We start from the raw sequence: 22,038 nt of genomic DNA on the forward strand, positions 1-22,038 counted from the left end.
TAAAATATCTTATTTATCAATAATTTGATTGCTAACCCATCACCGATCACGGCAAGGGCACTCATAATTTCCAGAACAAAACAAAGAAAAAAACCTCCCTGAGACGAAAAAGCAAGGACGCTAAAAAAGCATAAAAGGTTAAACCCGCTGGCGTTAAAAAAGGGGGAGCGTTAATAATAAAAAAAGCGAAAGTCTTTACGAGAAAAGGATGCAAAAAAACAGGTTTTTTTCCGGAAATAACCCCCCTGTCAGACATCATAGGTTTCGCCAGTTAAAGCGATTAGTTTCGCGACGAAATCAAGCGCATTTACTGCTAACAATAAACAGTAACCGCCACCGTAAAATAATATGCATCGGTGGCTACCCCTGCCGACTTATTAACAGAACCCCGGAAAAAACAAATGAAAAACAAATTTATGCTTGTCGCTGCTTCAACGATCTTATTAACGATGTCCGCACCCAGCCTGGCGCGCAGTATTGCCGTCACGTCAGACACGCTTGAGGCGGCAGAAGCATTAATTGCAGAAAAGGCACGTCAGCTTGGCGCGCAGTACAAAATTACTGAAGCGAATATGCGTAATCGTGTTCATATGACCGCTAAGCTGTACTGATATTTAACGCACAGCTGCGCAAGGCCGCCTCGGGGCGGTCTTTTTTTTGCTCGTATAACAGGAAGCGCTGAACGGACGTCAGAAAAATACAGACAGGAGGGGGCCAGCCGAACAGACAGCGTAATGAACCGGGGGATAACAGGCTGACTGACAGCAATAAAAAAAGCCCCTGTCCGTGGAGCGGGCAGAGGCAACAGCAAGCAGGTAACGTTTTATAGTGGTTTTAAAGGGGGTAAATCAGGCACATCTGACCTCGGGACCGGTTTCACCACCGGCCCCAGGGCGGCGACTCAGCGCTCTACGGTAATATCCAGCGGCGCGGCAGGCAGGCGTGGCTGTGAACGCTGCCAGCCTGAGCCATAACGGGTGTACTGAGCCGGTACAGGGATTTTCACGTTCAGATCGTCCGCCGCAGTACGCGCCCAGAACGGATCTTTCAGCATGTCGCGACCCACCAGAACGATATCCGCACGACCGTTTTGCAGGATTTCTTCTGCCTGACGACCGGTTTCGATCAGGCCAACCGCGCCGGTTTTAATGTCCAGCTCACGGCGCAGCAGCTCGGCCGCCGGCACCTGGTAGTTCGGATAGGTATTTACCTGCACCATGGCAATACCGCCGGTTGAACAGTCAATCAGGTCGATACCCTGTTCTTTCATCCATTTACCATATACCAGAAAATCTTCGGGGCGGTTGCCGCCTTCGGCGTAGTCGGTAGAAGAGATACGCAGGAACAGCGGGCCATCCCACTCGCTGCGCACCACATCGATCACTTCACGCACGATACGGTAGCGGTTTTCCTGGCTACCGCCGTACTCGTCGGTACGCTTGTTTGCGAGCGGAGACAGGAACTGGTTCAGCAGGTAGCCGTGGGCACAGTGAATTTCAATCACATCAAAACCGGCTTCACGTGCGCGACGGGCGCCGTGACGGAATGCTTCAACGACTTCCTTAATTTGCTCAATGCTCATTGCCTGCGGCACGCGAGACTCCGACGTGAACGGAATGGCTGAAGGAGCGATGGACGGCAAATCAATACCCAGCTGGCGGCCTGCATGCCCAATCTGCGCGCCGGCTTTGGCGCCGAAGCGGTGGATAGCGTCAGTTACGCGCATCAGGCCTTCAATGTGGCTGTCAGCCCAAATACCGATGTCGCCCGGCCCAATTGGGCCGTTCGGCAGTACGGCTGCGGTTTCCAGCATAATCAGGCCAGCGCCGCCCAGGGCGCGCGAGCCGTAATGTACAACGTGAAAATCATTGATGTGCCCGTCGTCAGATGCAGAGTGCATGCACATCGGGGACATCGCGATACGGTTACGGAATTCAACACCATTAATAGTGATAGGTTCAAAAAGTAAAGCTGACATTTCTTCTCCAGAAAGTGTTTCATATTTGACCCGCTCAAAGTACCATATAGTTATATTTTGTTTATACGCTAAAAAAATGCACATACTTACCAAAAGGTAACCTAGAGAAGAAAATGAAAAAATTACGTAACTATGATTCGGCACCCGGCTGTTCCATGGAGGCCGCGCTCCATATTATGGGAGGCAAGTGGAAGGGCGTGATCCTCTATCATTTGTTTAAAGATGGCACGCTCCGGTTCAGTGAGCTTCAGCGTTTTCTTACCAGCATTAATCAACGACTGCTGACCAAGCAGCTGCGCGAACTGGAAGAAGATGGCCTTATCGTGCGGGAGGTGTTTCCGGTTGTGCCGCCGCGGGTTGAATACTCGCTTAGCGAAGAGGGTCGTGAACTGAATAAACTGGTGCTGGATCTGAGCCTTTGGGGTCGGCAGTGGCTGGAAAGACGTGGCCTGAAGACGGCAGTTGAGGAAGATCTGGATGAACTGAAAAAAGTGCTGGGCGATTCGCAGTCATTATAGCCAGCACCTGTGATGGCCAGCCTTTGAAGCCCTGAAAGCACAATGGGTGCTAACGGGCGAAACAGCCAAAAGCAGATAGAGTCTTCCATTACAGAGAGTACGAGCTGACTGAAAAGCAGCGCGGGCATTTCGTCTTTATGCCGTGTCAGCAAACGATGTACAAAAAACGCCCTATTCTCTGTCCAGCAAAGGCGCGCAATGGAACACAGCTGCAAAACGTGCTGGCATTCGGCGACGTAATCCGTACCATACGCGGCATACTTTCGCATGCTGGCCTTTGCCTGATGCTAATCCGTTATTTATCGAGCTGATGGAGCATAAAAATGCGCATAGCGCATTGGCGCCGTCTGGCCTGGCAAGATACGCGGCGGCGGGGTTAACCGGCTGAGCGCCCGACCGGCGCGGTAAAAACGTTGCCCCTTAAACGCCTCTTTTGGTTCCTGAGACAAAAAATGCAAGAAAATCAATCAACAAACAAAAAAGAGCAGTACAACCTTAACAAACTGCAAAAACGTCTGCGTCGTAACGTGGGCGAAGCCATTGCCGATTACAATATGATTGAAGAAGGCGATCGCATTATGGTTTGCCTGTCCGGCGGTAAGGATAGCTACACCATGCTGGAAATCTTGCGCAACCTGCAGCAGAGCGCGCCGGTTAATTTCTCGCTGATTGCGGTTAACCTCGATCAGAAACAGCCTGGCTTCCCGGAACATGTGCTGCCGCAGTATCTGGAATCGATTGGCGTCGAGTATAAAATCGTTGAAGAAAATACATACGGCATCGTTAAAGAAAAAATCCCGGAAGGGAAAACCACCTGCTCGCTCTGTTCACGCCTGCGCCGCGGCATTTTGTACCGTACCGCCACGGAACTCGGCTGCACCAAGATCGCGCTGGGGCATCACCGCGACGATATCCTGCAAACGCTGTTTTTAAATATGTTCTACGGCGGAAAAATGAAAGGGATGCCGCCGAAGCTGATGAGCGATGACGGTAAGCATATCGTGATCCGCCCGCTGGCCTACTGCCGTGAAAAAGATATCGAACGCTTCGCCATTGCCCGCCAGTATCCGATTATCCCGTGCAACCTTTGCGGCTCGCAGCCTAATCTTCAGCGTCAGGTGATTGCTGATATGCTGCGCGACTGGGACAAACGCTATCCGGGCCGGATTGAAACCATGTTCAGCGCGATGCAAAACGTGGTGCCTTCGCATCTGGCGGATAAGGCGCTGTTTGATTTCAAAGCGATTCAACACGGTAGCGAAGTGGTGGACGGCGGCGATCTCGCCTTTGACCGCGAATCTCTACCGCTACAGCCGGTTGGCTGGCAGCCAGAAGAAGATGATGATGCGCCTGCGGGACAGCGCCTGGATATTCTTGAAATAAAATAGCCTGTTGGCGCCATAGCGGAAAACACCGGTATGGCGTCAGTCGGTGACTATTTCATATGCGGCGGCGGATCGAGAATCGGCTCGGGATCCGGTAGCGGGTCCGGGATTGGCTGCGGCTGTGGGATAGGTTCAGGAATGGGAACCGGATCGGTTGGAATCGGGTCGGAAGCGGAAATCTGATTGGTCATGCTCAACGTCGACATAGTTTCTTCCTCGGGTTACCTGGTTTATTAAGCTTAGAAGAAATTAGCCGGGGTGGCGAAGCGGCAAAAAAAAGGCCGGCTTGAAAGCCGGCGTCGTACGAATCAATTGTGCTATGCAGTAATTCAAAAAAAGGAAGTAAGACAATATGGAGCGCAACGCCCATCGCTTGACGTTGCATTCACCTGCGAGAAAGAGTTTGCCCCAGCCCTACCCTGGGTTTATTGACGTCGATCAGCTTTTTCCCGCTTTTCCGCTTGTCCGACTGCTTTTGCTATAACCACTTACGTTTGTGTAACCACAGGGCAACGCCCGCGACCAACAGCACTAACATCAAACAGAAAATCGCAAAGCCATAATGGTTTTCCGCGCCCGGAATGCCGCCAAGGTTCACGCCGAACAGGCCGGTAAGAAAAGTCGTAGGCAGGAAAATCATCGCCAGCAGCGACATGGTATAGGTGCGTCGGTTCATCGCCTCCTGCATTATCGAGGCAATTTCATCCGCCAGCACCGCAGTACGCGCCACGCTGGCGGCGAGATCGTCCAGCCCGCGCCCGAGGCGATCGGCGATCTCCTGCATGCGACGGCGTTCGTCGTCATCCATCCAGCCCAGCTTTTCACTGGCCAGCCGCGCATAGACATCACGCTGCGGCGTCATATAGCGGCGCATAACAATCAGTTGCTTACGCAGCAGCGCCAGCTCGCCGCGCGCCGGTACGCGCTGATCCATCAACGCCTCTTCCAGCTCAATAATTTTATCCTGCAGATCTTCGATAAATTCGCTGGTGTGATCGGTCAGCACATCACACAGCTCGACCAGCCAGCTGCCGCCATCAACCGGCCCGTTGCCGTTTTGCAGCTCGACCAGCACCTCATCAATAGCATTAACCTTGCGGCGGCGGGTGGAAACAATCAGTTTATCGTTAATGAAAACCCGCACCGCCACCAGCTGTTCAGGCCGCGCGTCGCTGTTGCGGTTAACGCTGCGTAGCGTAATCATAAAGCCGTCGCCCAGGCGGTTAACGCGCGGACGCAGGCTGTCTCCGGCCAGCGCATCGCGTACCGCATCCGGGATCAGCGGCGTGGAAGCAAGCCACTCGGCGCTTTCGCGATGGGTATAATTCAGGTGAAGCCAGCACGGGCGTTCGCAATGAATCACATCTTTATCTTCAATCGGGATCAGTCCGCCCTGCCCGTCAAGCTGACAGGCAATAATCGCATCAGAAACCTGTAGCGCTTTTCCTTCAATGACGTTCACGTCATGCCTCAACATCTGCTGAATTCAAACGGTACAGTCTAGCCTGACGCCAGGCAGAAGCAATCCTTTGGTACAACAGGTTGGTTGCAAAAGGAAGCGCGCCACGCTTAATGCTTAATGCTTAATGATATAGAGCTGGCGGCTGTAGGCGACATCTTCCGGATTGTTAATGGGATAGCCTTTCACCCAGGGCTTGATTAAGCGCCCGTTGGTATATTGATAAATAGGGGCGATGGGTGCCTGTTCATCAAGGATCTGCTCCGCGCGATCGTAATCTTCGTTGCGCTTTTGCAGGTTGTTTTCACGGCTCGCCTTTGCCAGCGCCGCGTCGTAATCCGCATGATGGAACTTAGCGATATTACCGCTGTGGCTGGAGGTGAGCAGGCTCAGGAAGGTGGAAGGCTCGTTATAATCCCCGATCCAGGAGGCGCGAATGACATCGAAATTGCCGCTGTTGCGGCTGTCGATATAGGTTTTCCACTCCTGATTTTGCAGCTTCACCTCTACGCCAAGATTTTTCTTCCACATAGAAGCCACGGCGATGGCGATCTTTTGATGGTTTTCAGACGTGTTATAGAGCAGCGACAGCTTCAGCGGCCGGTTCGGCCCATAGCCCGCCGCCGCCAGCAGCGCTTTCGCCTGTGCGTTCAGTTCCGCCTGCGAATGCTGCTGCAAAATAGAGGGCTTCGGCTTAAAACTGGCCATGGCTGCCGGGGTCAGGTGCCAGGCAGGTTTCTCGCCGGTGCCCAACACTTTTTCGGCGATGATGCGGCGATCGATACTCCAGGAGAGCGCCCTGCGCACGCGCGCGTCGGCGGTCGGACCGCGCTGCGTATTAAAGGCATAATAATAGGTTCCCAGCTGATCGGGCGTGTAGACTTCGTCCGGGATCGTTTTTTTCAACATGCCATAGAGATTTTTCGGGAAGGATTCGGTGATATCGATATCCCCGGCGCGATAGCGTTTGGTGGCGCTGGACTCTTCATTAATGGGTACAAAGGTGACCTGGTTCAGCACCGAATGGGCGTTATCCCAGTAATGTTGATTACGCACCAGCACGATTTTTTCATTTACTACGCGGTTCTGTAGCTGATAGGCGCCGTTGCCGACCAGATTGCCCGGTTTGGTCCAGGCATCGCCCCACTGCGCAATCACCTTTTGCGGCACCGGATAAAGGCTGACATGCGCCGTTAAACTGGGAAACCAGGCCACCGGCCGGTCAAGCGTAATTTTGAGGTGGGTGTTATCCAGCGCGGTGACGCCCAGGCTTTCCGGCGGCAGTTTCCCCTGGGTAATCGCTTCGGCGTTGTGAATCGCCGCCAGCCCGGCAAACCAGGCGAAAGGCGAGCCATTTTTACTGTCCACCAGCCGCCGCCAGCTATAGACAAAATCCTGCGCCGTCACCGGGTCGCCGTTTGACCAGCGCGCATCCGCGCGCAGCGTAAACACCCAGCTTTGGTTATCAACGCTCTGCCAGCTTTGCGCCACGCCCGGCACAATTTTCCCCTGCGCATCCTGATTGGTTAGCCCTTCGAACAGATCGCGCATTACCTGGATTTCCGGCAGGCCAACGGCTTTCAGCGGATCGAGCGACGCCGGTTCATCTTTAATATGACGCACGATATCCTGACGTTCTGCCAGCGCGGTGCCAGGCGGCACCTGCGCCGCCTGCGCCGTGGTTAACAGCGAGGCGATTAAAAAGCTACCCAGCGCAATGCGAAATGATTTCATCTTGTCCTACCCTTAAAACTGCCGGTGTGGCAAAAGCGGTTAGTGGCTTATGCTAACCGGCACTTTAACGCAAATTATTGATCCTGAACCAGCTGTTTTGCTTATTGCGCTTGCCGCGTCGCCGGTTTTGCGACTTTTTTCACAGGAGCGAATGATGACTATGCAACAACCGCGTTCACAACGTGGCGCGCTAACGGCAGAAAGGAAACAGTACGGTAACTCAGCGCTGGGCGCACCGCTGCTCTGGTTCCCGGCACCGTTGGCGGCACGCGACAGCGGCCTGATTTTAGCCGGTACGCATGGCGATGAAAGCGCCGCCGTTGTGACCCTTTCCTGTGCCCTGCGTACCCTGCCCGCGCCGCTGCGGCAGCATCATGTGATTCTGGCGGTCAATCCCGACGGCTGCCAGCTGGGATTACGCGCTAATGCCAACGGCGTCGATCTTAACCGCAACTTCCCGGCGGCGAACTGGCAGGCGGGCGAAACGGTATACCGCTGGAACAGCATCGCCGAACAGCGCGACGTGCGGCTTTCTACCGGTGCGCGCGCGGCATCGGAGCCGGAAACGGCGGCGCTGTGTCAGCTGATCCATGCGTTGCGTCCCGCCTGGGTGGTCTCCCTGCACGAGCCGCTGGCCTGTATTGAAGATCCGCAGCACAGCGAGCCTGCCCGCTGGCTGGCAGAACAGATGGGCCTGCCGCTGGTTTCCAGCGTCGGCTACAGCACGCCGGGATCGTTCGGCAGCTGGTGCGCGGATATCGGCCTGCCCTGTATCACTGCCGAACTGCCGCCCATTTCCGCCGATGAGGCGACGGAACGTTACCTGCCCGCGCTTACCGGCCTGCTTCACTGGGAAAATCGTTAATCGGTCGCGCTCAGATCGATTTCACCGCTGCTAAAGCGCAGGCCTGGCTCCACATCCGCCGCCAGCCATGTCGGGCCGTCAAGGTCGATAACGCTGGCGCGCGGCACCAGCGGCAGCGCGGCGCTAATCGCGCGCGAAGTGCAAAGCATACAGCCCAGCATCAGCGTAAAACCCGCCTCCTGCGCCGCGTCCGCCAGCGCCAGCGCTTCGGTCAGGCCGCCGGTTTTATCCAGTTTGATGTTAATCATTTCATAACGCTGGCGCAGCGCTGGCAGGCTGCTGCGTGTATGGCAACTCTCATCAGCGCAGAGAGGCAGAGGATGAATAAAGTTAGCCAGCGCCTCATCTTCGCCCGCCGGTAACGGCTGCTCCAACATTTCAACGCCCAGATCCGCCAGTAGCTGACAACGCGCCGCCAGCCCTTCGCTGTGCCAGGACTCATTGGCATCGACAATCAACCGCGCGCGCGGCACTGCGCTGCGGATCGCCATCAGCCGTTCGGTAATCAAATGATCGTCCAGCTTGATTTTGAGCAGCCTGGCGCCGTTTTCCCACAGCGCCAGCGCGCTGCTGGCCATCGATTCCGGCGTATCCAGCGTCACGGTTTGCGCCATGCTCACGCGCTCAGGCAGCGTGACCCTAAGCTGCTGGCAAAGCGTCTGCTGCTGCTGTCGGCTGGCAAGATCCCACAGCGCGCAATCAATCGCATTACGCGCCGCGCCTGCCGGTAGCGCCGCCTGCAGCGCTTCACGCGTCATTCCTCGCTCCAGCTGCGGCAACAGTAAACTGATTTGCGCCAGCACCGAGGCCTCGCTTTCGCCATAGCGCGGATAAGGCGTACATTCGCCTGTGCCTTTAACACCCTCTTCTTCCAGCTCAACCACCACCACGCCAGCCTGCTCGCGGGCACCGCGTGAGATAACAAACGGCTTATTAAGCGGCCAGGCTTCAGGATAAACTTTAACCGTCCTCATGTTTTTTCTCTCATTAATCAGAAGAGACGTACAGCGCAGCTGCGCCACAGGCGGTGAGAAGATCGGGCCGACGCGGGCGCTAACCTGCCTGGTCTGCTCTATAATTTCACTGTCTCAGCTTTGCGCGTTCCTTTACACTGTGAATCTCGTTAAACAATAGTAAAAGGATAGATTATGTCTCAGAGCGTTCATTTTCAGGGCAACCCGGTTAGCGTAGCAGGTCAGTTGCCTCAGGCGGGCGAAAAAGCGCAGCCTTTCACGCTGGTTGCCAAAAATCTGGCTGACGTTTCTCTTTCTGAGTATGCCGGAAAACGTAAAGTGCTGAACATTTTCCCCAGCATCGATACCGGTGTTTGTGCTGCCTCGGTACGTAAGTTTAATCAGCTGGCGGGTGAAATGGAGAATGCGGTTGTGCTGTGTATTTCTGCCGATCTGCCTTTTGCCCAGTCGCGCTTCTGCGGCTCCGATGGCTTGTCGAATGTGGTCACGCTCTCTACTCTGCGCGGCGGCAGCTTTAAAGATGACTACGGCGTAGCGATTGCTGATGGTCCGTTGCAGGGCCTGACGGCGCGTGCGGTTGTGGTGCTGGATGAAAACGATAAAGTGCTTTACAGCCAGCTGGTCAATGAAATTACTACCGAGCCAGATTACGATGCTGCCCTGGCTGCGCTGAAGTAAACAAGAATTAATGCTATCGCCCCAGCCGGGGCGATATTCTATTCGCCTCCTGCTTTCCTCTTAATAATTTCCTTTTTCCTGACGCATTTTAATTAGTGCATCAGCTTACGGTTAATTCTAATTAATAACCTGATCATTAAAAAAAGAATGATTTACAAGCAAGAGGAAGGCGAATCAGGATGCCAGCATTTGCCTGACCGCGCGAATCACCGCCGGCCAGCGGGCGTCAACACGCCCGTGACCAGACGGATAACGTTAACTTTCAGGCTCGTTCTTTTTCTGGCTCAGCCCATATTCGCGCAGCTTATTAGCGATAGCGGTATGTGAGACGCCCAGCCGCCGCGCCAGCTTGCGCGTACTGGGGTAAGAGAGATAAAGACGCGTCAGTACCGAACGTTCAAAACGACTGGTAATTTCATCCAGCGAGCCTTCCATCGCCTGTTCATCCAGCGCCAGCTGTTCGGTAAACTCCGGCAGCATGATGTCCTGTGGACGTAGCTCATAGCCTTCCAGCTGCGCCAGCGCGCGGTAAAGCGCATTTTTCAACTGGCGTACGTTGCCTGGCCAGTTGTAACGTGCCAGAAAGGCGTTTAGCTGCGGTGACAGACGCGGACGTGCAACGCCCTGCTCATCGGCGAAGCGGGCGACAAACAGTTCCGTTAACGGCAGGATATCCTGCGGTCGATCGCGCAGCGGCGGCAGGTTCAGCGTCAGCACATTCAGGCGGTAGAAAAGGTCTTCACGAAATTCGCCGCGCTGCACCAGCTCGGTGAGGTTGCGCTGCGTGGCACAAATAACCCGCACATCAACATGCACCTCATGCTCTTCGCCAACGCGGCGGAAAGTCCCGTCGTTGAGGAAGCGCAGCAGTTTGGTCTGCATGCGTGGCGACATTTCGCCAATTTCATCCAGCAGAACCGAACCGCCGTTGGCCTGCTCAAAAAAGCCTTTTTTCCCTTCCAGCGCGTTGGGGTAAGCGCCCGGCGCATGACCAAACAGCTCACTTTCCGCTACATCGTCCGGCAACGAGGCGCAGTTTAGCGCCAGAAACGGCTTTTTACCGCGTGCGCTGCGCAGATGGCAGGCGCGCGCCAGCATATCTTTGCCGGTGCCGGTATCGCCAACAATCAGCAGCGGCGCATCCAGCATCGCCAGCTTGCGCGCCTGTTCAAGCACCTGATGCATCTTCGGGCTGACCGCAACAATATGCTGGAATTCGCTGTCATCGTTGACCGCCAGGTTTTGCAGCTGACGCCCCATGCGTGCGGTAGATTTCAGCATTACCATTGCGCCAACCGGCAGCGTCGTGCCCTCTTCTTCGGCGGTATAAACCGGACGCGCCTCCAGCAAGAAGTCACGGCCCTGAATCACAACGCGCTGCGTCTGTGCTTCAATCCGTTCGCTCTCCAGCCAGCGGGTAAAATTAAACCCGGAAACCAGCGAGGTAATGGTGTGATGGCGTATCTTATGCTCATCCAGGTCGAACAGGCTTTGCGCTGCCGGGTTCGCCAGCTCAATTTTCCCTTTCATATCAATGGAAAATACCGGCTCCGGCATGGCGGTCAGCAAGGCGCTCAGGGCGCGATGTTCACGTTCGGACGGCATATAAGAGATAGTGCGCACATCCGTCACGCCTGGGATGCGACGAATTTCCGCCATGAGTTGGCTGAACTGCTCAAACGCGATGGCGGAAAAACTGAGATAAATGCGGCCAATCGGCGCAATTTCGATACCCCGTAAATCGATGCTGCGCTCTACCAGCAGATCGAGCAGTTCACGGGCGAGACCAATTCGGTCCTGACAAAAGACTTCCAAACGCATTGGGTGGCCTTATTGAGTTTGGTAACAGCGAATTATGAAATAATACGCCAACTTGCGATGCGCCAGAAGCGTTCTGTCAGGAAAAGTTGACAGAGTGCGGCAACGGCGGAAAGGAGTGTAGCGGAAGTGTTAGCGATAATCATGCGCTTCCACCAATTTTTAGAGGTTTATAGCAAATCTACCGCGTATGACAGCGCAGTTGCAGGTAAAACAGGCTGTTTATCTGGTTTTATGCCGCTGGAGCGCCAGCGGCATGTTGATGAGACGTTGTATTATCGGCCGTCCGTTTTTTTAAACTGACTCAGCAGTTCACGGCGAAAGTCGCTGAGCTGAGGGCGATCGTCAATCCACGGCAGCGGGCGGCACAGCTCCATCGCTTTGATACCCAGCCGCGCCGTCAGCAACCCGGCGCCAATGCCCTGCGCGGCGCGGGCGGAGAGCCTGGCAGCCAGATCCTGCGACAGCCAGTCCATCCCCACCTCGCGCACCAGCTCAGAGGCACCGGCAAAAGCAATATTCAGCAGCACCAGCCGAAACAGGCGAATACGACTGAAATAACCAAGCTGGATACCGTAAACCGCCGCAATGCGGTTGATCATGCGCAGGTTGCGCCAGGCGATAAACGCCATATCCACCAGCGCCAGCGGGCTGACGGCAATCATCAGGGTCGCTTCCGCAGCATTACGTCCGATTTCCGCCCGCGCCTGACGATCCAGCACCGGCTGCACCAGCTGCGCATACAGCGCGACCACTTCACGGTCGTTATGCGTTTCATGCAGTGAGGCCTGCCAGCGCTGTAGCGCCGGATGCCCCTGATCCAGCCCCGCCTGCTGCGCCAGCTTTTCACAGAACGCACGTCCGCGCCCCATCGCATGGCTGTTTAACAGCTCCCGCCCGACTTCGCGCTCTTCGGCGCGCTGGCGCAGCTGGTAAAGATGACGCCATTCAGTTATCAGCGCACCTACGCCCGCCAGAATAATCAGCAGCCCGGCCGCGCCCGCGCCCAGTGAGAACCAGGCCTGACTGTGCCAGGCATCCAGCATCCACTGCACCCCCTGCGCGACGGTGCTGGCGACAAACAATCCCACCCCGGTCATGGCGATACGTCGCCAGATGCTGCGTTTCGGCCGCAGCGCGGCTTCAACCGCCTGCTCGCCGCTCTGCGCCTCAGGCAGCGGATCCTCTTCGTGACGCAGGGTAAAATGTAAATTATCCGCAGCGTCGAAATGCTGTGCCGGTTTCAGCACGCTTTCCTGCTCGCTTTCCAGCGGCTGCGCAAAATCGATGCGTGATTTTAACGGCGGTTGACTCATCGCAGTTTATCTCCCAGTAAAAATTCCAGCGCGGCATCCATGCGGATATGCGGTAGCGGTTGATCAACATTCAGCTGCTGTGGCCGGAATTGTTCAAAATGAAAACCTTGCTGCTGCCAGAAGGCGCGATCGGGCAGACGTGACGGCACCTCACCGGGAAACACCGTCAGCGGCGCGCCATCGCGTAAACGGTTTCCGCGCAGAGCCGGAATTTTCTCGCCCTGATGATCCACGATGCCGCTTTGCGTCGCCTGCACCGACGCCAGGCCGACGCAGTCCATATTAATGCCCTCAAAAGCCGCATTTTGCCAGGCGTCCTGTACCAGCTGCTGTAACAGTGAAACCATGCCCGCGTGCTGGTCGGCGGTGATGTGATCCGCTTTGGTCGCTGCGAATAGCAGCTTGTCGATAACCGGCGAGAACAGCCGACGGAACAGCGTACGCTGACCGTAATGGAAACTTTGCATCAGCTGCGTCAGCGCCAGGCGCATATCGTTAAACGCCTGCGGCCCGCTGTTGAGCGGCTGTAAACAATCCACCAACACGATTTGCCGATCAAAACGCAGGAAATGATTTTTATAGAAGCCTTTCACCACGTGCTGACAGTAATAGTCATAGCGGGCGCGCAGCATAGCGATATTGCTGCCTTTATCCGCCCGCACCAGACGCGCTTCGTCCACCTCATTCAGCTGCGGCCAAGGGAAAAATTGCAGCGCCGGTGCGCCGGTCATATCGCCCGGCAGCACAAAGCGGCCCGGCTGAATAAAATGCAATCCTTCCTGTTTGCAGCGCAGCAGGTAGTCGGTCCAGGCGGCGGCGATGGCGGCCAGCTGATTTTCATCTGCCGGAGCCAGCGGATCGAGCGTGGCACACAGCCGCTGCCACTCTGCTGCCCACAGCGCACGATCGCCCTGCAACAGGCTGTTCATCTGCCGCGACCAGCTTAAATAGTCCTGCGCCAGCATCGGCAGATCGAGCAGCCACTCGCCGGGATAGTCAACGATCTCCAGATAGAGCGTGGCGGTTTGTTTGAAGTGGCGCAGCAGCGAATCCTGCGAGCGGAAGCGCAGCGCCAGCTGCATTTCACTGACGCCGCGCGTCGGCGTCGGCCAGGCGGGCGGATTGCCATACAGCTGCGCCAGCCCTTCATCGTAGGTAAAACGCTGGATGCCCATATCACGCTGTGGCACGCGCTTCACCCCCAGCAGACGCTCTTCGCGCACCACCGAGAACAACGGCAGCCGTGCGCCGCCGTGCGTGTTCAATAGCTGATTAACCAGGGAAGTAATAAAGGCGGTTTTCCCGCTGCGGCTCAGGCCGGTTACCGCCAGCCGTAAATGACGATCCACGCCGCGATTTACCCATGCCGCCAGTTCATTTTGAATTCGTTTCATCAGGCTCATCCCTGCTGCATCAAGAATAAACCGGGATAGCATCAGGTATCCCGGCCGGTTGACCATCAGTGTAATGCATTAGTAAAAAGAAGGGGTACTGCGAGGTGCGCCGGATCAGCGCAGGCGCGAGGCGAGACGATTGGCAACCTTCTTCAGCAACGGCTCCAGCGCAAAGGCGATCAGCAGACGCAGTGGCCTGCGCGCCACGGCTTTTACCGCCCAGCCGCTGATGCCCATGGGCGCCAGCATCAGGCCATGAATCAGAAGCTGTTTGCCCGCGCGTTTCAGCGTGGGCGTGGCGCGAATCGCGCGCTGACGAAAATTAGACATACGTCTCCTTAAAGAGATAACAGGCTGGTCGGATAGTGACCGACGCAGCCCGGCATTAAAGCTGACGAAAGCGGCTGCGGACGCTAAAGGTCTCGGAGGTGACATAGCGCTCAAGCTGCCGCAGCTGATGCTCGTTTTGCGCCATTTCACTGCTTAGCGCATCGAGCAGCTCATCAGCGCGCAGCGGCGCGGCCTGCTGGTCGGCGTGCAACGGCATCGATTCCAGCACGCAGCTCAGCACGATGTAGGCGATCAGCGTAAACATAAACAGGCCAAACACCATCGACAGCACCACAATCACCCTGACGAGGGTAACCGGAACATCCAGATAGCGGGCAATTCCGGCACAAACGCCTTTGACCTTCCCCTGCTGCGGAATACGCCACAGTTTTTTTCCACTGAATCGGCTGCTGTTCATGGCTGCCTCCACTGCGGATGTTCCGCGTCGAGGATCTCTTCCAGCGTCTGAATGCGTTCACGCATCCGACGCGCATCTTCCGTCAGCTGTTGCAAACGCTGCATGTCACCGGAGGACAGGCTGGCGCCGTTCTGACGATTGCTGTAATGCAGCCACAGCCAGACCGGTGCGACAAACAGCACAAAAATAGTCAGGGGTATGGCAAGAAATAGTGAGCTCATTCTCTCTCCTTGAATATGGCGCCCCAGGGGGCGAAACGGCTAACATAGCGCCCTGCACACAACAGGGCGTACCGCCCGGCGTTATTCGCTGCGGTTCATTTTCGCTTTCAGCGCCGCCAGTTGTTCACCGATCTCATCATCCGCTTTCAGTTCGGCAAATTCTTGATCCAGGGTTTTGCTTTTACCAAAGCGATGGCTTTCCGCTTCCGCTTCCATATGATCGATACGACGCTCGAAGGACTCAAAGCGCGCCATCGCGTCATCCAGCTTGCCGCTATCCAGCTGGCGGCGAACATCACGCGAGGAAGAGGCGGCCTGATGACGCAGCGTCAGCGCCTGCTGCCGTGCGCGGGTTTCGCCCAGTTTTTTCTCCAGCTCGGCAATTTCCCCTTTCATACGCGCCAGGGTTTCATCAATCTGCGTGACTTCCTGCTGCAGCGAGGCCACGAGGTCGGTAAGCTTCTGTTTTTCAATCAGCGCGGAACGCGCCAGATCGTCTTTGTCCCGGCGCAGCGCCAGCTCGGCTTTTTCCTGCCATTCGTTCTGCTGCGTTTGCGCCTGTTCAATACGACGCAGCAGCTGTTTGCGCTCTGCCAGGCCACGCGCGGAAGTGGAACGCACCTCAACCAGCGTATCTTCCATTTCCTGAATCATCAGGCGCACCATTTTTTGTGGATCTTCCGCTTTGTCCAGCAGCGTGTTGATGTTGGCGTTTACGATGTCGGCGAAACGAGAAAAAATACCCATAATTTACTCCTCCAGTTTTTAGCGCTTAATAACGCTGTTGTATTTTACTTATCAAGTTCCGTGCCAACTTTTAATTGACTGATTTTAAATGTTTTTTAAATTTGACCCTCCTGATCACATCACCTACATTAGCTAATAAAACCAATTAATGGTGAAATTAACCATGAGTGAAGCTAACGAAAACCTGCTGGGCGAAGCCAATAACTTTCTTGAGATGCTGGAACAGGTTTCGCGCCTGGCACCGCTGAATAAACCGGTGCTGGTGATTGGCGAACGCGGCACCGGAAAGGAACTGATTGCCAGCCGCCTGCATTACCTTTCCGAGCGCTGGCAAGGCCCGTTTATTTCCCTTAACTGCGCGGCGCTAAACGAAAACCTGCTTGATTCTGAACTGTTCGGCCATGAGGCAGGCGCTTTTACCGGCGCGCGGCAGCGTCATTTAGGCCGTTTTGAGCGTGCCGATGGCGGCACGTTATTTCTTGATGAGCTGGCGACCGCGCCGATGCTGGTGCAGGAAAAGCTACTGCGGGTGATTGAGTATGGCCAGCTGGAGCGCGTCGGCGGCAATCAGTCGTTGCAGGTGAATGTGCGGCTGGTTTGCGCCACGCACGCCAACCTGCCTGAACTGGCGCAGCAAGGGCAGTTTCGGGCCGACCTGCTGGACCGGCTGGCGTTTGATGTGGTGCAGTTGCCGCCGCTGCGCGAGCGTCGCAGCGATATTTTGCTGCTGGCCGATCATTTTGCCATTCAGATGTGTCGCGAGCTGGGCCTGCCGCTGTTTCCCGGCTTTTCCCCCGGCGCGCAGCAAACGCTACTCGATTACCACTGGCCGGGCAATATTCGTGAGCTGAAGAACGTGGTGGAACGCTCCGTTTATCGCCATGCTTCCATTGACGAAGCGCTGGATGAAATCATTATTAATCCTTTTGCCCCACGAGGAGCTGTTCAGCCTCAGGCGCAAGCGCGTGCGGTCATGGCGCATCAGGCCGAGTCAGAACGCCCCGCTCCGCCGCTTCCCGCTCTACAGAGCGCAGAGGTGCTTCCTGCGCTTCCGCTCGATCTCAGAGCATGGCAACAGCAGCAGGAAAAGGCGCTGATGGAAAAGAGCCTACAGCAGGCCAAATTTAATCAGCGCCGCGCCGCCGAACTGCTGAACGTTACCTATCATCAGTGGCGCGCGATGCTGAAAAAACATCAAATAACCCCGCGTCCCGATTGATAGCGGCCAGTCTCAGCTCGCAAGCGTGGACGCCGCAGCCATCCTTTTCTGTTTAAAGTAATGGTTAATCGGCTGTTCGATAAAGCGCCATGCCAGCACTCCGGCCAACACGGCGCTCAACAGCAACAGCGCCACAAACAGTATTGGATACTGCACCAGCTGAAGCTTTTGCAAGATCAAGGCGCCGGGCGAGAGCGTAAAGGGATGGATCAGATAGAGTGAATAAGAGGCATTTCCCAACAGAATGGCGCTCTTCTTGCCGGGAAAAACGGCCTTTTTCACCACCGGTTCCAGGCCGACGCAGCCGATAAACAGCAATAGCATCGGTACGCCGCCGCTTAGCACCCTGCCCGCACAAGAGACATAAATGCCATAGTGGTTTTGCAGCAGCAGAAGCGCGATGCCTGCCGCCGCCAGCAGCAGAGAAACCAGTGCAGGCAACGTTACGCGCTGTAAAAGAATAAAAGCCAGCATGCCTGAGATAAATTCAATGAACACTTTATCGCTAAGAAACTTCAGGGTCGGCTGCTGCGGCTGCAACCAGAAACCTACAAGCACTAATGCCATCAGCGCCGCAGAGGTGAACAGAATTTGCTTATGCAACGAGCCAGCCAGCAAAAAGCCCGCAAAAATGAAATAAAAAAGAAATTCATAGCTCAGCGTCCAGCCGTTGTGCACCAGCAGCTTTTTCCCGGTCGGGATTAGCGTCCAGGAAGAGAAAATGCTGGTTTCGCCGCCCGACGCGTTGACCATTGCAGGCGCGACAATATACACCACCAGCGCAACGGCAGTGACGATCCAGTAAAGGGGAATAATTCTTTTGATACGGTTGGCGATAAAGTGGGTAAAACCCACTTTTTTCTGGCTTGTCGCGTGACACATAATGTAGCCAGAAATAATAAAGAACAGATCGACGCCAAAATAACCGACCTGATAATGCGTAAGCGCAGCGCTATGGTATTGCTCCGCTTTATCAGCGATATGCTGCATCACAACCATCAGCGCCGCCAGCGCACGTAGCATTTGTACAGAAATAAGCATGATTCATCCCATGATAACCTGTGGTGCCGAAGGCACTTTCCTTAGAGAACAGGCATGGCGATGGCTAACGCTGCTTACCAGCCGTTCCCGTTACGCGCCAAAATAGATCAAAACTATTTATCTGTTTTGATGGTTATCAATTAACCATCAGGCGATAAGGAAACAAGTTAGTGACGCGAAGTGAAACAGGTTCTGGCATGTGATGTGAGACTTAGCGTGTTTCGCGCGGACAGGTAAAAAATATCGTCGCGCCATGTCAACGTGATAGCGCCACCGGGCGTGGCGCTATCACGGCCTGCGGTTAGCTGCCGCGGTAAGTAGAAAAACCATACTGGCTCAGCAGCAGCGGAATATGGTAATGCTCCTGCGTATTGGTCACCTGGAAATTCACCGGCACATCCGGGAAGAAGGTTGACTGATGCTGCTGCTGGAAAAATTCGCCGGTATGGAAAGTCACGCGGTACTGTCCAGCGGTGAAGTTTTTACCTTGCGGATAAAATGCGCCGATGCGGCCATCGGTATCGGTGGTTTTACTGGCCAGCGTCACCCATTTGCCGCTCTGCTGCTGCTCCAGATCCACTTTTACGCCGGAAGAGGGTTTCCCGGTCTGAGTATTCAGTACGTGAACGCTAATTGGGTTACGCGGCGCGTCAGCCAGCGCATTTCCCATCATTCCCAGACCAGCCAGCAGTAAAACTGATTTAATTTTCATTTGCTTCTCCTTAAGTGTTTTCAGCGCTGAGCCTACATGCTGCGGCGATAAAGAACGGTAAAAAGCGATCAGATCTGAAATTTCCTGGAAAAGCGGACAAAAAAAAGCCCGCATCGGCGGGCAAGTAATACTGGAAGCAATGTGAGCAATGTCGTGCTCTTCCTCGGCAGAGCCACCGCTGAAGCGCAAATGAATAGTAATCATTCTCAATATCATTTGTAAAGCGCTTTGTTGAGAATTTTTCTCATTACCACACAGTTTTTGGGCTTACTGTGTCGCCGCAAGGGGCGGATGGCGGAAAAAACGGCGACTGCCCCGCCAAACTTTGGGACAACTTACAGAGTGCGGTACACTCAGTCTGTCATCCATTGAGTGTTAACTTCCTATGTTGAAATTACTGTCCAGGCTATTGTCAGCGCTGCTGCTGGTGAGTGCGGCCAGCCATGCCGCTACGCCGGAAGATATTCGAAACGGCGGTTTCGTCTACTGCGTTAGTGGCGTCATGAATACCTTTAATCCGCAGCTGGCCAGCAGCGGGCTGGTGGTAGATACGCTTTCCGCGCAGCTGTATGACCGCCTGTTGGATGTCGATCCCTATACCTATCGCCTGATACCTGAACTGGCAGAGCGCTGGGAGACCCTGGATAACGGCGCTACGTACCGCTTTCATTTACGCCATCATGTGCCCTTCCAGAAAACCGCCTGGTTTACCCCTGGCCGCAGCATGAATGCCGATGACGTGGTGTTCAGCTTTGCGCGTATTTTCGATCGCCATCATCCGTGGCATAACATCAACGGCGGCGACTATCCCTATTTCGATAGCCTGCAATATGCCGACGCGGTAAAAAGCGTCAAAAAAATTGATAACGATACCGTTGAAATCCGCCTGAAAAGCCCGGACGCCTCGTTTTTATGGCATCTGGCTACCCACTACGCGCCGGTATTATCGGCAGAATATGCGCAGCAGCTTACGGCGCGCGATCGTCAGGAACAGCTGGATCGCCAACCGGTGGGCACCGGTCCCTTTATGCTGAATGAATATCGGGCCGGACAGTATGTGCGCCTTGAGCGCAACCCGCACTACTGGAAAGGCCTGCCGCGTATGCCGCAGGTGGTGATTGATATGGGCGCGGGCGGCACCGGCCGCCTGTCGAAACTGCTGACCGGCGAATGCGATGTGCTGGCCTATCCTGCCGCCAGCCAGCTGACTATTCTGCGTGACGATCCGCGTCTGCGGTTGACGCTGCGCCCGGGAATGAATATCGCCTATCTGGCGTTTAATACCCGTAAACCGCCGCTGGATCGCGTTGAGGTACGTCAGGCGCTGGCGCTGGCGATCAATAATGAACGTCTGATGGAATCGATCTATTACGGTACGGCTGAAACGGCGGCCTCTGCGCTGCCGCGCGCCTCCTGGGCCTATGATAACGAAGCCAGGATCACCGAATATAATCCGGATAAAGCACGGGAAAGGCTGAAACAGCTGGGCGTGGAGGATCTGGAGCTGACGCTGTGGGTACCTTCCGCTTCCCAATCCTGGAATCCCAGCCCGTTGAAAACCGCTGAACTGATTCAGGCCGACCTGGCGCAAATAGGCGTTAGCGTGAACATCGTGGCGGTTGAGGGACGTTTTCAGGAGGCGCGTCTGATGCAAATGAATCACGATTTGACGCTGACCGGCTGGGCGACCGACAGCAACGACCCGGACAGTTTTTTCCGACCGCTGCTTAGCTGTGCGGCAATTAATTCCCAGACTAACTATGCGCACTGGTGCAATACTGAATTTGATGGCGAACTAAAGCAGGCGCTGCTTTCTCAGCAGCTGGCGGCGCGCATTGAACATTACGATCGGGCTCAGAAAGTGCTGGCGCGCGAACTGCCGGTGTTGCCGCTCGCCTCTTCTCTGCGTCTACAGGCCTACCGACACGATATACAGGGGCTGGTGTTAAGCCCGTTTGGCAATGCCTCTTTTGCAGGCGTACATCGCGACAACGGTGAGGAGTCGAAACCGTGATTATCTATACGCTGCGCCGCCTGGTGCTGCTGGTGGTGACGCTGTTTATGCTGACGCTGGTGGCATTCAGCCTGAGCTATTTTACGCCCCATGCGCCGCTGCAGGGCGCTTCGCTGCTGGATGCCTGGTGGTTCTGGTTTACCGGCGTTTTACAGCTCGATTTTGGCGTCTCCAGTATTAATGGCCAGTCGATCAATTTGCAGCTGCGTGAGGTGTTTCCCGCCACGCTGGAACTGTGCCTGCTGGCCTTCAGCGTGGCGCTGCTGCTGGGTATCCCGTTGGGCATTATCGCCGGGGTCATGCGTAATAAATGGCAGGATCGGGTGATCGGCGCGTTTTCGCTGCTCGGTTTTTCCATGCCGGTATTTTGGCTGGCGCTGCTGCTGACGCTCTTCTTTTCGCTGAATCTCGGCTGGCTGCCGGTCAGTGGGCGTATCGATTTGCTGTATCAAATGAAATCGGTCACCGGCTTTGCGCTGATTGATGTGTTTATTAGCGATTCGCCCTGGCGCAGAGAGATGCTGACCAATGTCATCTTGCATATGGTATTACCGGTCACCACGCTGGCCATTGCGCCGACAACCGAGGTGATACGCCTGCTGCGCAACAGCACCAGCGAGGTGATTGACGCAAACTATGTCAAAGCGGCCGCTACCCGTGGGCTGTCACGTTTTACGGTGATCCGGCGTCATGTGCTGCATAACGCGCTACCGCCGGTGATCCCGCGCCTGGGCCTACAGTTTTCCACCATGCTGACGCTGGCGATGATAACCGAAATGGTATTCAGTTGGCCCGGCCTCGGACGCTGGCTGATCAATGCGATTCGCCAGCAGGATTATGCCGCCATTTCCGCTGGCGTGATGGTGGTGGGTGGCCTGGTGATTTTGATCAATGTGTTATCCGATATTCTCGGCGCGATGACCACTCCGCTGAAACACAAAGAGTGGTATGCCCTGCGATAAGGCATGCCGCATGCAGCGCAGTAGAGATTGCGCTTACCACCAACCCGGCTTTATGCCGGGTTTTTACTGCCTGCCGTAATGTTTTCCGTCAACGTTGACCGCTGCTTTTAACGCTTTCCAGCCTGAAACAATTCTTTATTTATCACTGACAAGGCCGCGCCAGCATCCTGCTGCTTCACGGGAATTAACTAAAAGTTAATTCTAATTTGGTTAATTCAATGCTATTTAAACACCTCTTTCACCTAACGTAACGGC

General features: G+C 55.2%; 22 protein-coding genes and 1 pseudogene. 9 read left to right on the forward strand and 14 right to left on the reverse strand.

Features of this window, described 5'->3' with window-relative positions; genetic code table 11:
• Nucleotides 1-401 precede the first annotated feature (401 nt).
• Entirely contained in the window at nucleotides 402-611 is a 210-nt protein-coding gene (locus tag J2X14_RS04630) for a DUF1471 domain-containing protein (RefSeq protein ID WP_352410007.1), read from the forward strand.
• Between the two features lie 290 nt (nucleotides 612-901).
• Here the strand turns inward: J2X14_RS04630 and namA are convergent, their stop codons facing one another.
• Entirely contained in the window at nucleotides 902-1,978 is a 1,077-nt protein-coding gene (namA, locus tag J2X14_RS04635; protein WP_352410008.1) for an NADPH dehydrogenase NamA, read from the reverse strand.
• A gap of 113 nt (nucleotides 1,979-2,091) precedes the next feature.
• On the opposite strand from namA, the gene J2X14_RS04640 reads away from it, so the two are divergent.
• The 3 genes and pseudogenes from J2X14_RS04640 (at nucleotide 2,092) to ttcA (ending at nucleotide 3,884) form a co-directional block, all read left to right on the forward strand.
• Nucleotides 2,092-2,496: a winged helix-turn-helix transcriptional regulator gene (locus J2X14_RS04640; RefSeq protein ID WP_352410009.1), complete on the forward strand. Its 405-nt coding sequence runs from the start codon at nucleotides 2,092-2,094 to the stop codon at nucleotides 2,494-2,496.
• Between the two features lie 16 nt (nucleotides 2,497-2,512).
• Nucleotides 2,513-2,824 (forward strand): annotated as a pseudogene (locus J2X14_RS04645) (site-specific integrase); the annotation flags it as partial.
• A gap of 124 nt (nucleotides 2,825-2,948) precedes the next feature.
• On the forward strand, nucleotides 2,949-3,884 hold the full coding sequence (ttcA, locus tag J2X14_RS04650) for a tRNA 2-thiocytidine(32) synthetase TtcA (protein WP_352410010.1): 936 nt from the start codon (nucleotides 2,949-2,951) through the stop codon (nucleotides 3,882-3,884).
• Between the two features lie 47 nt (nucleotides 3,885-3,931).
• Here ttcA and ynaL read toward each other — a convergent pair whose 3' ends face one another.
• The 3 genes from ynaL to J2X14_RS04665 all read right to left on the reverse strand — a co-directional run bounded on the left by ynaL (nucleotide 3,932) and on the right by J2X14_RS04665 (nucleotide 7,074).
• Complete coding sequence (ynaL, locus tag J2X14_RS04655; RefSeq protein WP_352410011.1) at nucleotides 3,932-4,087, reverse strand: proline-rich small protein YnaL; 156 nt, start codon at nucleotides 4,085-4,087, stop codon at nucleotides 3,932-3,934.
• Between the two features lie 272 nt (nucleotides 4,088-4,359).
• Complete coding sequence (gene zntB / locus J2X14_RS04660; protein WP_352410012.1) at nucleotides 4,360-5,343, reverse strand: zinc transporter ZntB; 984 nt, start codon at nucleotides 5,341-5,343, stop codon at nucleotides 4,360-4,362.
• Between the two features lie 114 nt (nucleotides 5,344-5,457).
• Complete coding sequence (locus J2X14_RS04665; protein WP_352410013.1) at nucleotides 5,458-7,074, reverse strand: peptide ABC transporter substrate-binding protein; 1,617 nt, start codon at nucleotides 7,072-7,074, stop codon at nucleotides 5,458-5,460.
• A 154-nt stretch (nucleotides 7,075-7,228) separates the two neighbouring features.
• On the opposite strand from J2X14_RS04665, the gene mpaA reads away from it, so the two are divergent.
• On the forward strand, nucleotides 7,229-7,939 hold the full coding sequence (mpaA, locus tag J2X14_RS04670) for a murein tripeptide amidase MpaA (protein WP_352410151.1): 711 nt from the start codon (nucleotides 7,229-7,231) through the stop codon (nucleotides 7,937-7,939).
• Here the strand turns inward: mpaA and ycjG are convergent.
• A complete protein-coding gene (ycjG, locus tag J2X14_RS04675) occupies nucleotides 7,936-8,913 on the reverse strand; it encodes an L-Ala-D/L-Glu epimerase (protein WP_352410014.1) in 978 nt (325 codons plus the stop codon). The two genes, mpaA and ycjG, sit on opposite strands and share 4 nt — an antisense overlap.
• Before the next feature lie 174 nt (nucleotides 8,914-9,087).
• On the opposite strand from ycjG, the gene tpx reads away from it, so the two are divergent.
• Nucleotides 9,088-9,591, forward strand: coding sequence for a thiol peroxidase (gene tpx, locus J2X14_RS04680; protein WP_352410015.1), 504 nt, complete (start codon nucleotides 9,088-9,090; stop codon nucleotides 9,589-9,591).
• Between the two features lie 255 nt (nucleotides 9,592-9,846).
• Here tpx and tyrR read toward each other — a convergent pair whose 3' ends face one another.
• From tyrR to pspA, 7 genes are all read right to left on the reverse strand, one after another.
• A complete protein-coding gene (gene tyrR / locus J2X14_RS04685) occupies nucleotides 9,847-11,412 on the reverse strand; it encodes a transcriptional regulator TyrR (protein WP_352410016.1) in 1,566 nt (521 codons plus the stop codon).
• Nucleotides 11,413-11,684: 272 nt separating this feature from the next.
• Nucleotides 11,685-12,725, reverse strand: coding sequence for a YcjF family protein (locus tag J2X14_RS04690; protein ID WP_352410017.1), 1,041 nt, complete (start codon nucleotides 12,723-12,725; stop codon nucleotides 11,685-11,687).
• Nucleotides 12,722-14,119, reverse strand: coding sequence for a YcjX family GTP-binding protein (locus tag J2X14_RS04695; RefSeq protein WP_352410018.1), 1,398 nt, complete (start codon nucleotides 14,117-14,119; stop codon nucleotides 12,722-12,724). Before J2X14_RS04695 ends, J2X14_RS04690 begins: the two co-directional genes overlap by 4 nt.
• A gap of 114 nt (nucleotides 14,120-14,233) precedes the next feature.
• Nucleotides 14,234-14,449, reverse strand: a complete 216-nt coding sequence (gene pspD, locus J2X14_RS04700) for a phage shock protein PspD (protein WP_352410019.1) — start codon at nucleotides 14,447-14,449, stop codon at nucleotides 14,234-14,236.
• Between the two features lie 55 nt (nucleotides 14,450-14,504).
• Nucleotides 14,505-14,867, reverse strand: a complete 363-nt coding sequence (gene pspC, locus J2X14_RS04705) for an envelope stress response membrane protein PspC (RefSeq protein WP_352410020.1) — start codon at nucleotides 14,865-14,867, stop codon at nucleotides 14,505-14,507.
• Nucleotides 14,864-15,088, reverse strand: coding sequence for an envelope stress response membrane protein PspB (gene pspB / locus J2X14_RS04710; RefSeq protein WP_352410021.1), 225 nt, complete (start codon nucleotides 15,086-15,088; stop codon nucleotides 14,864-14,866). The genes pspC and pspB overlap by 4 nt, the downstream gene beginning before the upstream one ends.
• Nucleotides 15,089-15,169: 81 nt before the next feature.
• Nucleotides 15,170-15,835, reverse strand: a complete 666-nt coding sequence (pspA, locus tag J2X14_RS04715) for a phage shock protein PspA (protein WP_352410022.1) — start codon at nucleotides 15,833-15,835, stop codon at nucleotides 15,170-15,172.
• A 163-nt stretch (nucleotides 15,836-15,998) separates the two neighbouring features.
• Here pspA and pspF point away from each other — a divergent pair, with 163 nt between their 5' ends.
• Complete coding sequence (gene pspF / locus J2X14_RS04720) at nucleotides 15,999-17,054, forward strand: phage shock protein operon transcriptional activator (RefSeq protein ID WP_352410023.1); 1,056 nt, start codon at nucleotides 15,999-16,001, stop codon at nucleotides 17,052-17,054.
• A 12-nt stretch (nucleotides 17,055-17,066) separates the two neighbouring features.
• Here pspF and J2X14_RS04725 read toward each other — a convergent pair whose 3' ends face one another.
• Together J2X14_RS04725 and uraH are read right to left on the reverse strand one after the other, a co-directional pair.
• Nucleotides 17,067-18,095, reverse strand: coding sequence for an acyltransferase family protein (locus tag J2X14_RS04725; RefSeq protein WP_352410024.1), 1,029 nt, complete (start codon nucleotides 18,093-18,095; stop codon nucleotides 17,067-17,069).
• Between the two features lie 301 nt (nucleotides 18,096-18,396).
• Complete coding sequence (gene uraH / locus J2X14_RS04730; protein ID WP_352410025.1) at nucleotides 18,397-18,807, reverse strand: hydroxyisourate hydrolase; 411 nt, start codon at nucleotides 18,805-18,807, stop codon at nucleotides 18,397-18,399.
• 385 nt (nucleotides 18,808-19,192) lie between these two features.
• Between uraH and sapA the strand changes: the two genes are divergently transcribed.
• Both sapA and sapB read left to right on the forward strand, forming a co-directional pair.
• Entirely contained in the window at nucleotides 19,193-20,821 is a 1,629-nt protein-coding gene (gene sapA / locus J2X14_RS04735) for an ABC transporter substrate-binding protein SapA (protein WP_352410026.1), read from the forward strand.
• Nucleotides 20,818-21,783, forward strand: coding sequence for a putrescine export ABC transporter permease SapB (gene sapB / locus J2X14_RS04740; RefSeq protein ID WP_352410027.1), 966 nt, complete (start codon nucleotides 20,818-20,820; stop codon nucleotides 21,781-21,783). Before sapA ends, sapB begins: the two co-directional genes overlap by 4 nt.
• The last annotated feature ends 255 nt before the right edge of the window (nucleotides 21,784-22,038 follow it).

This window comes from Mixta sp. BE291 (assembly GCF_031457955.1).
Classification (GTDB): domain Bacteria; phylum Pseudomonadota; class Gammaproteobacteria; order Enterobacterales; family Enterobacteriaceae; genus Mixta.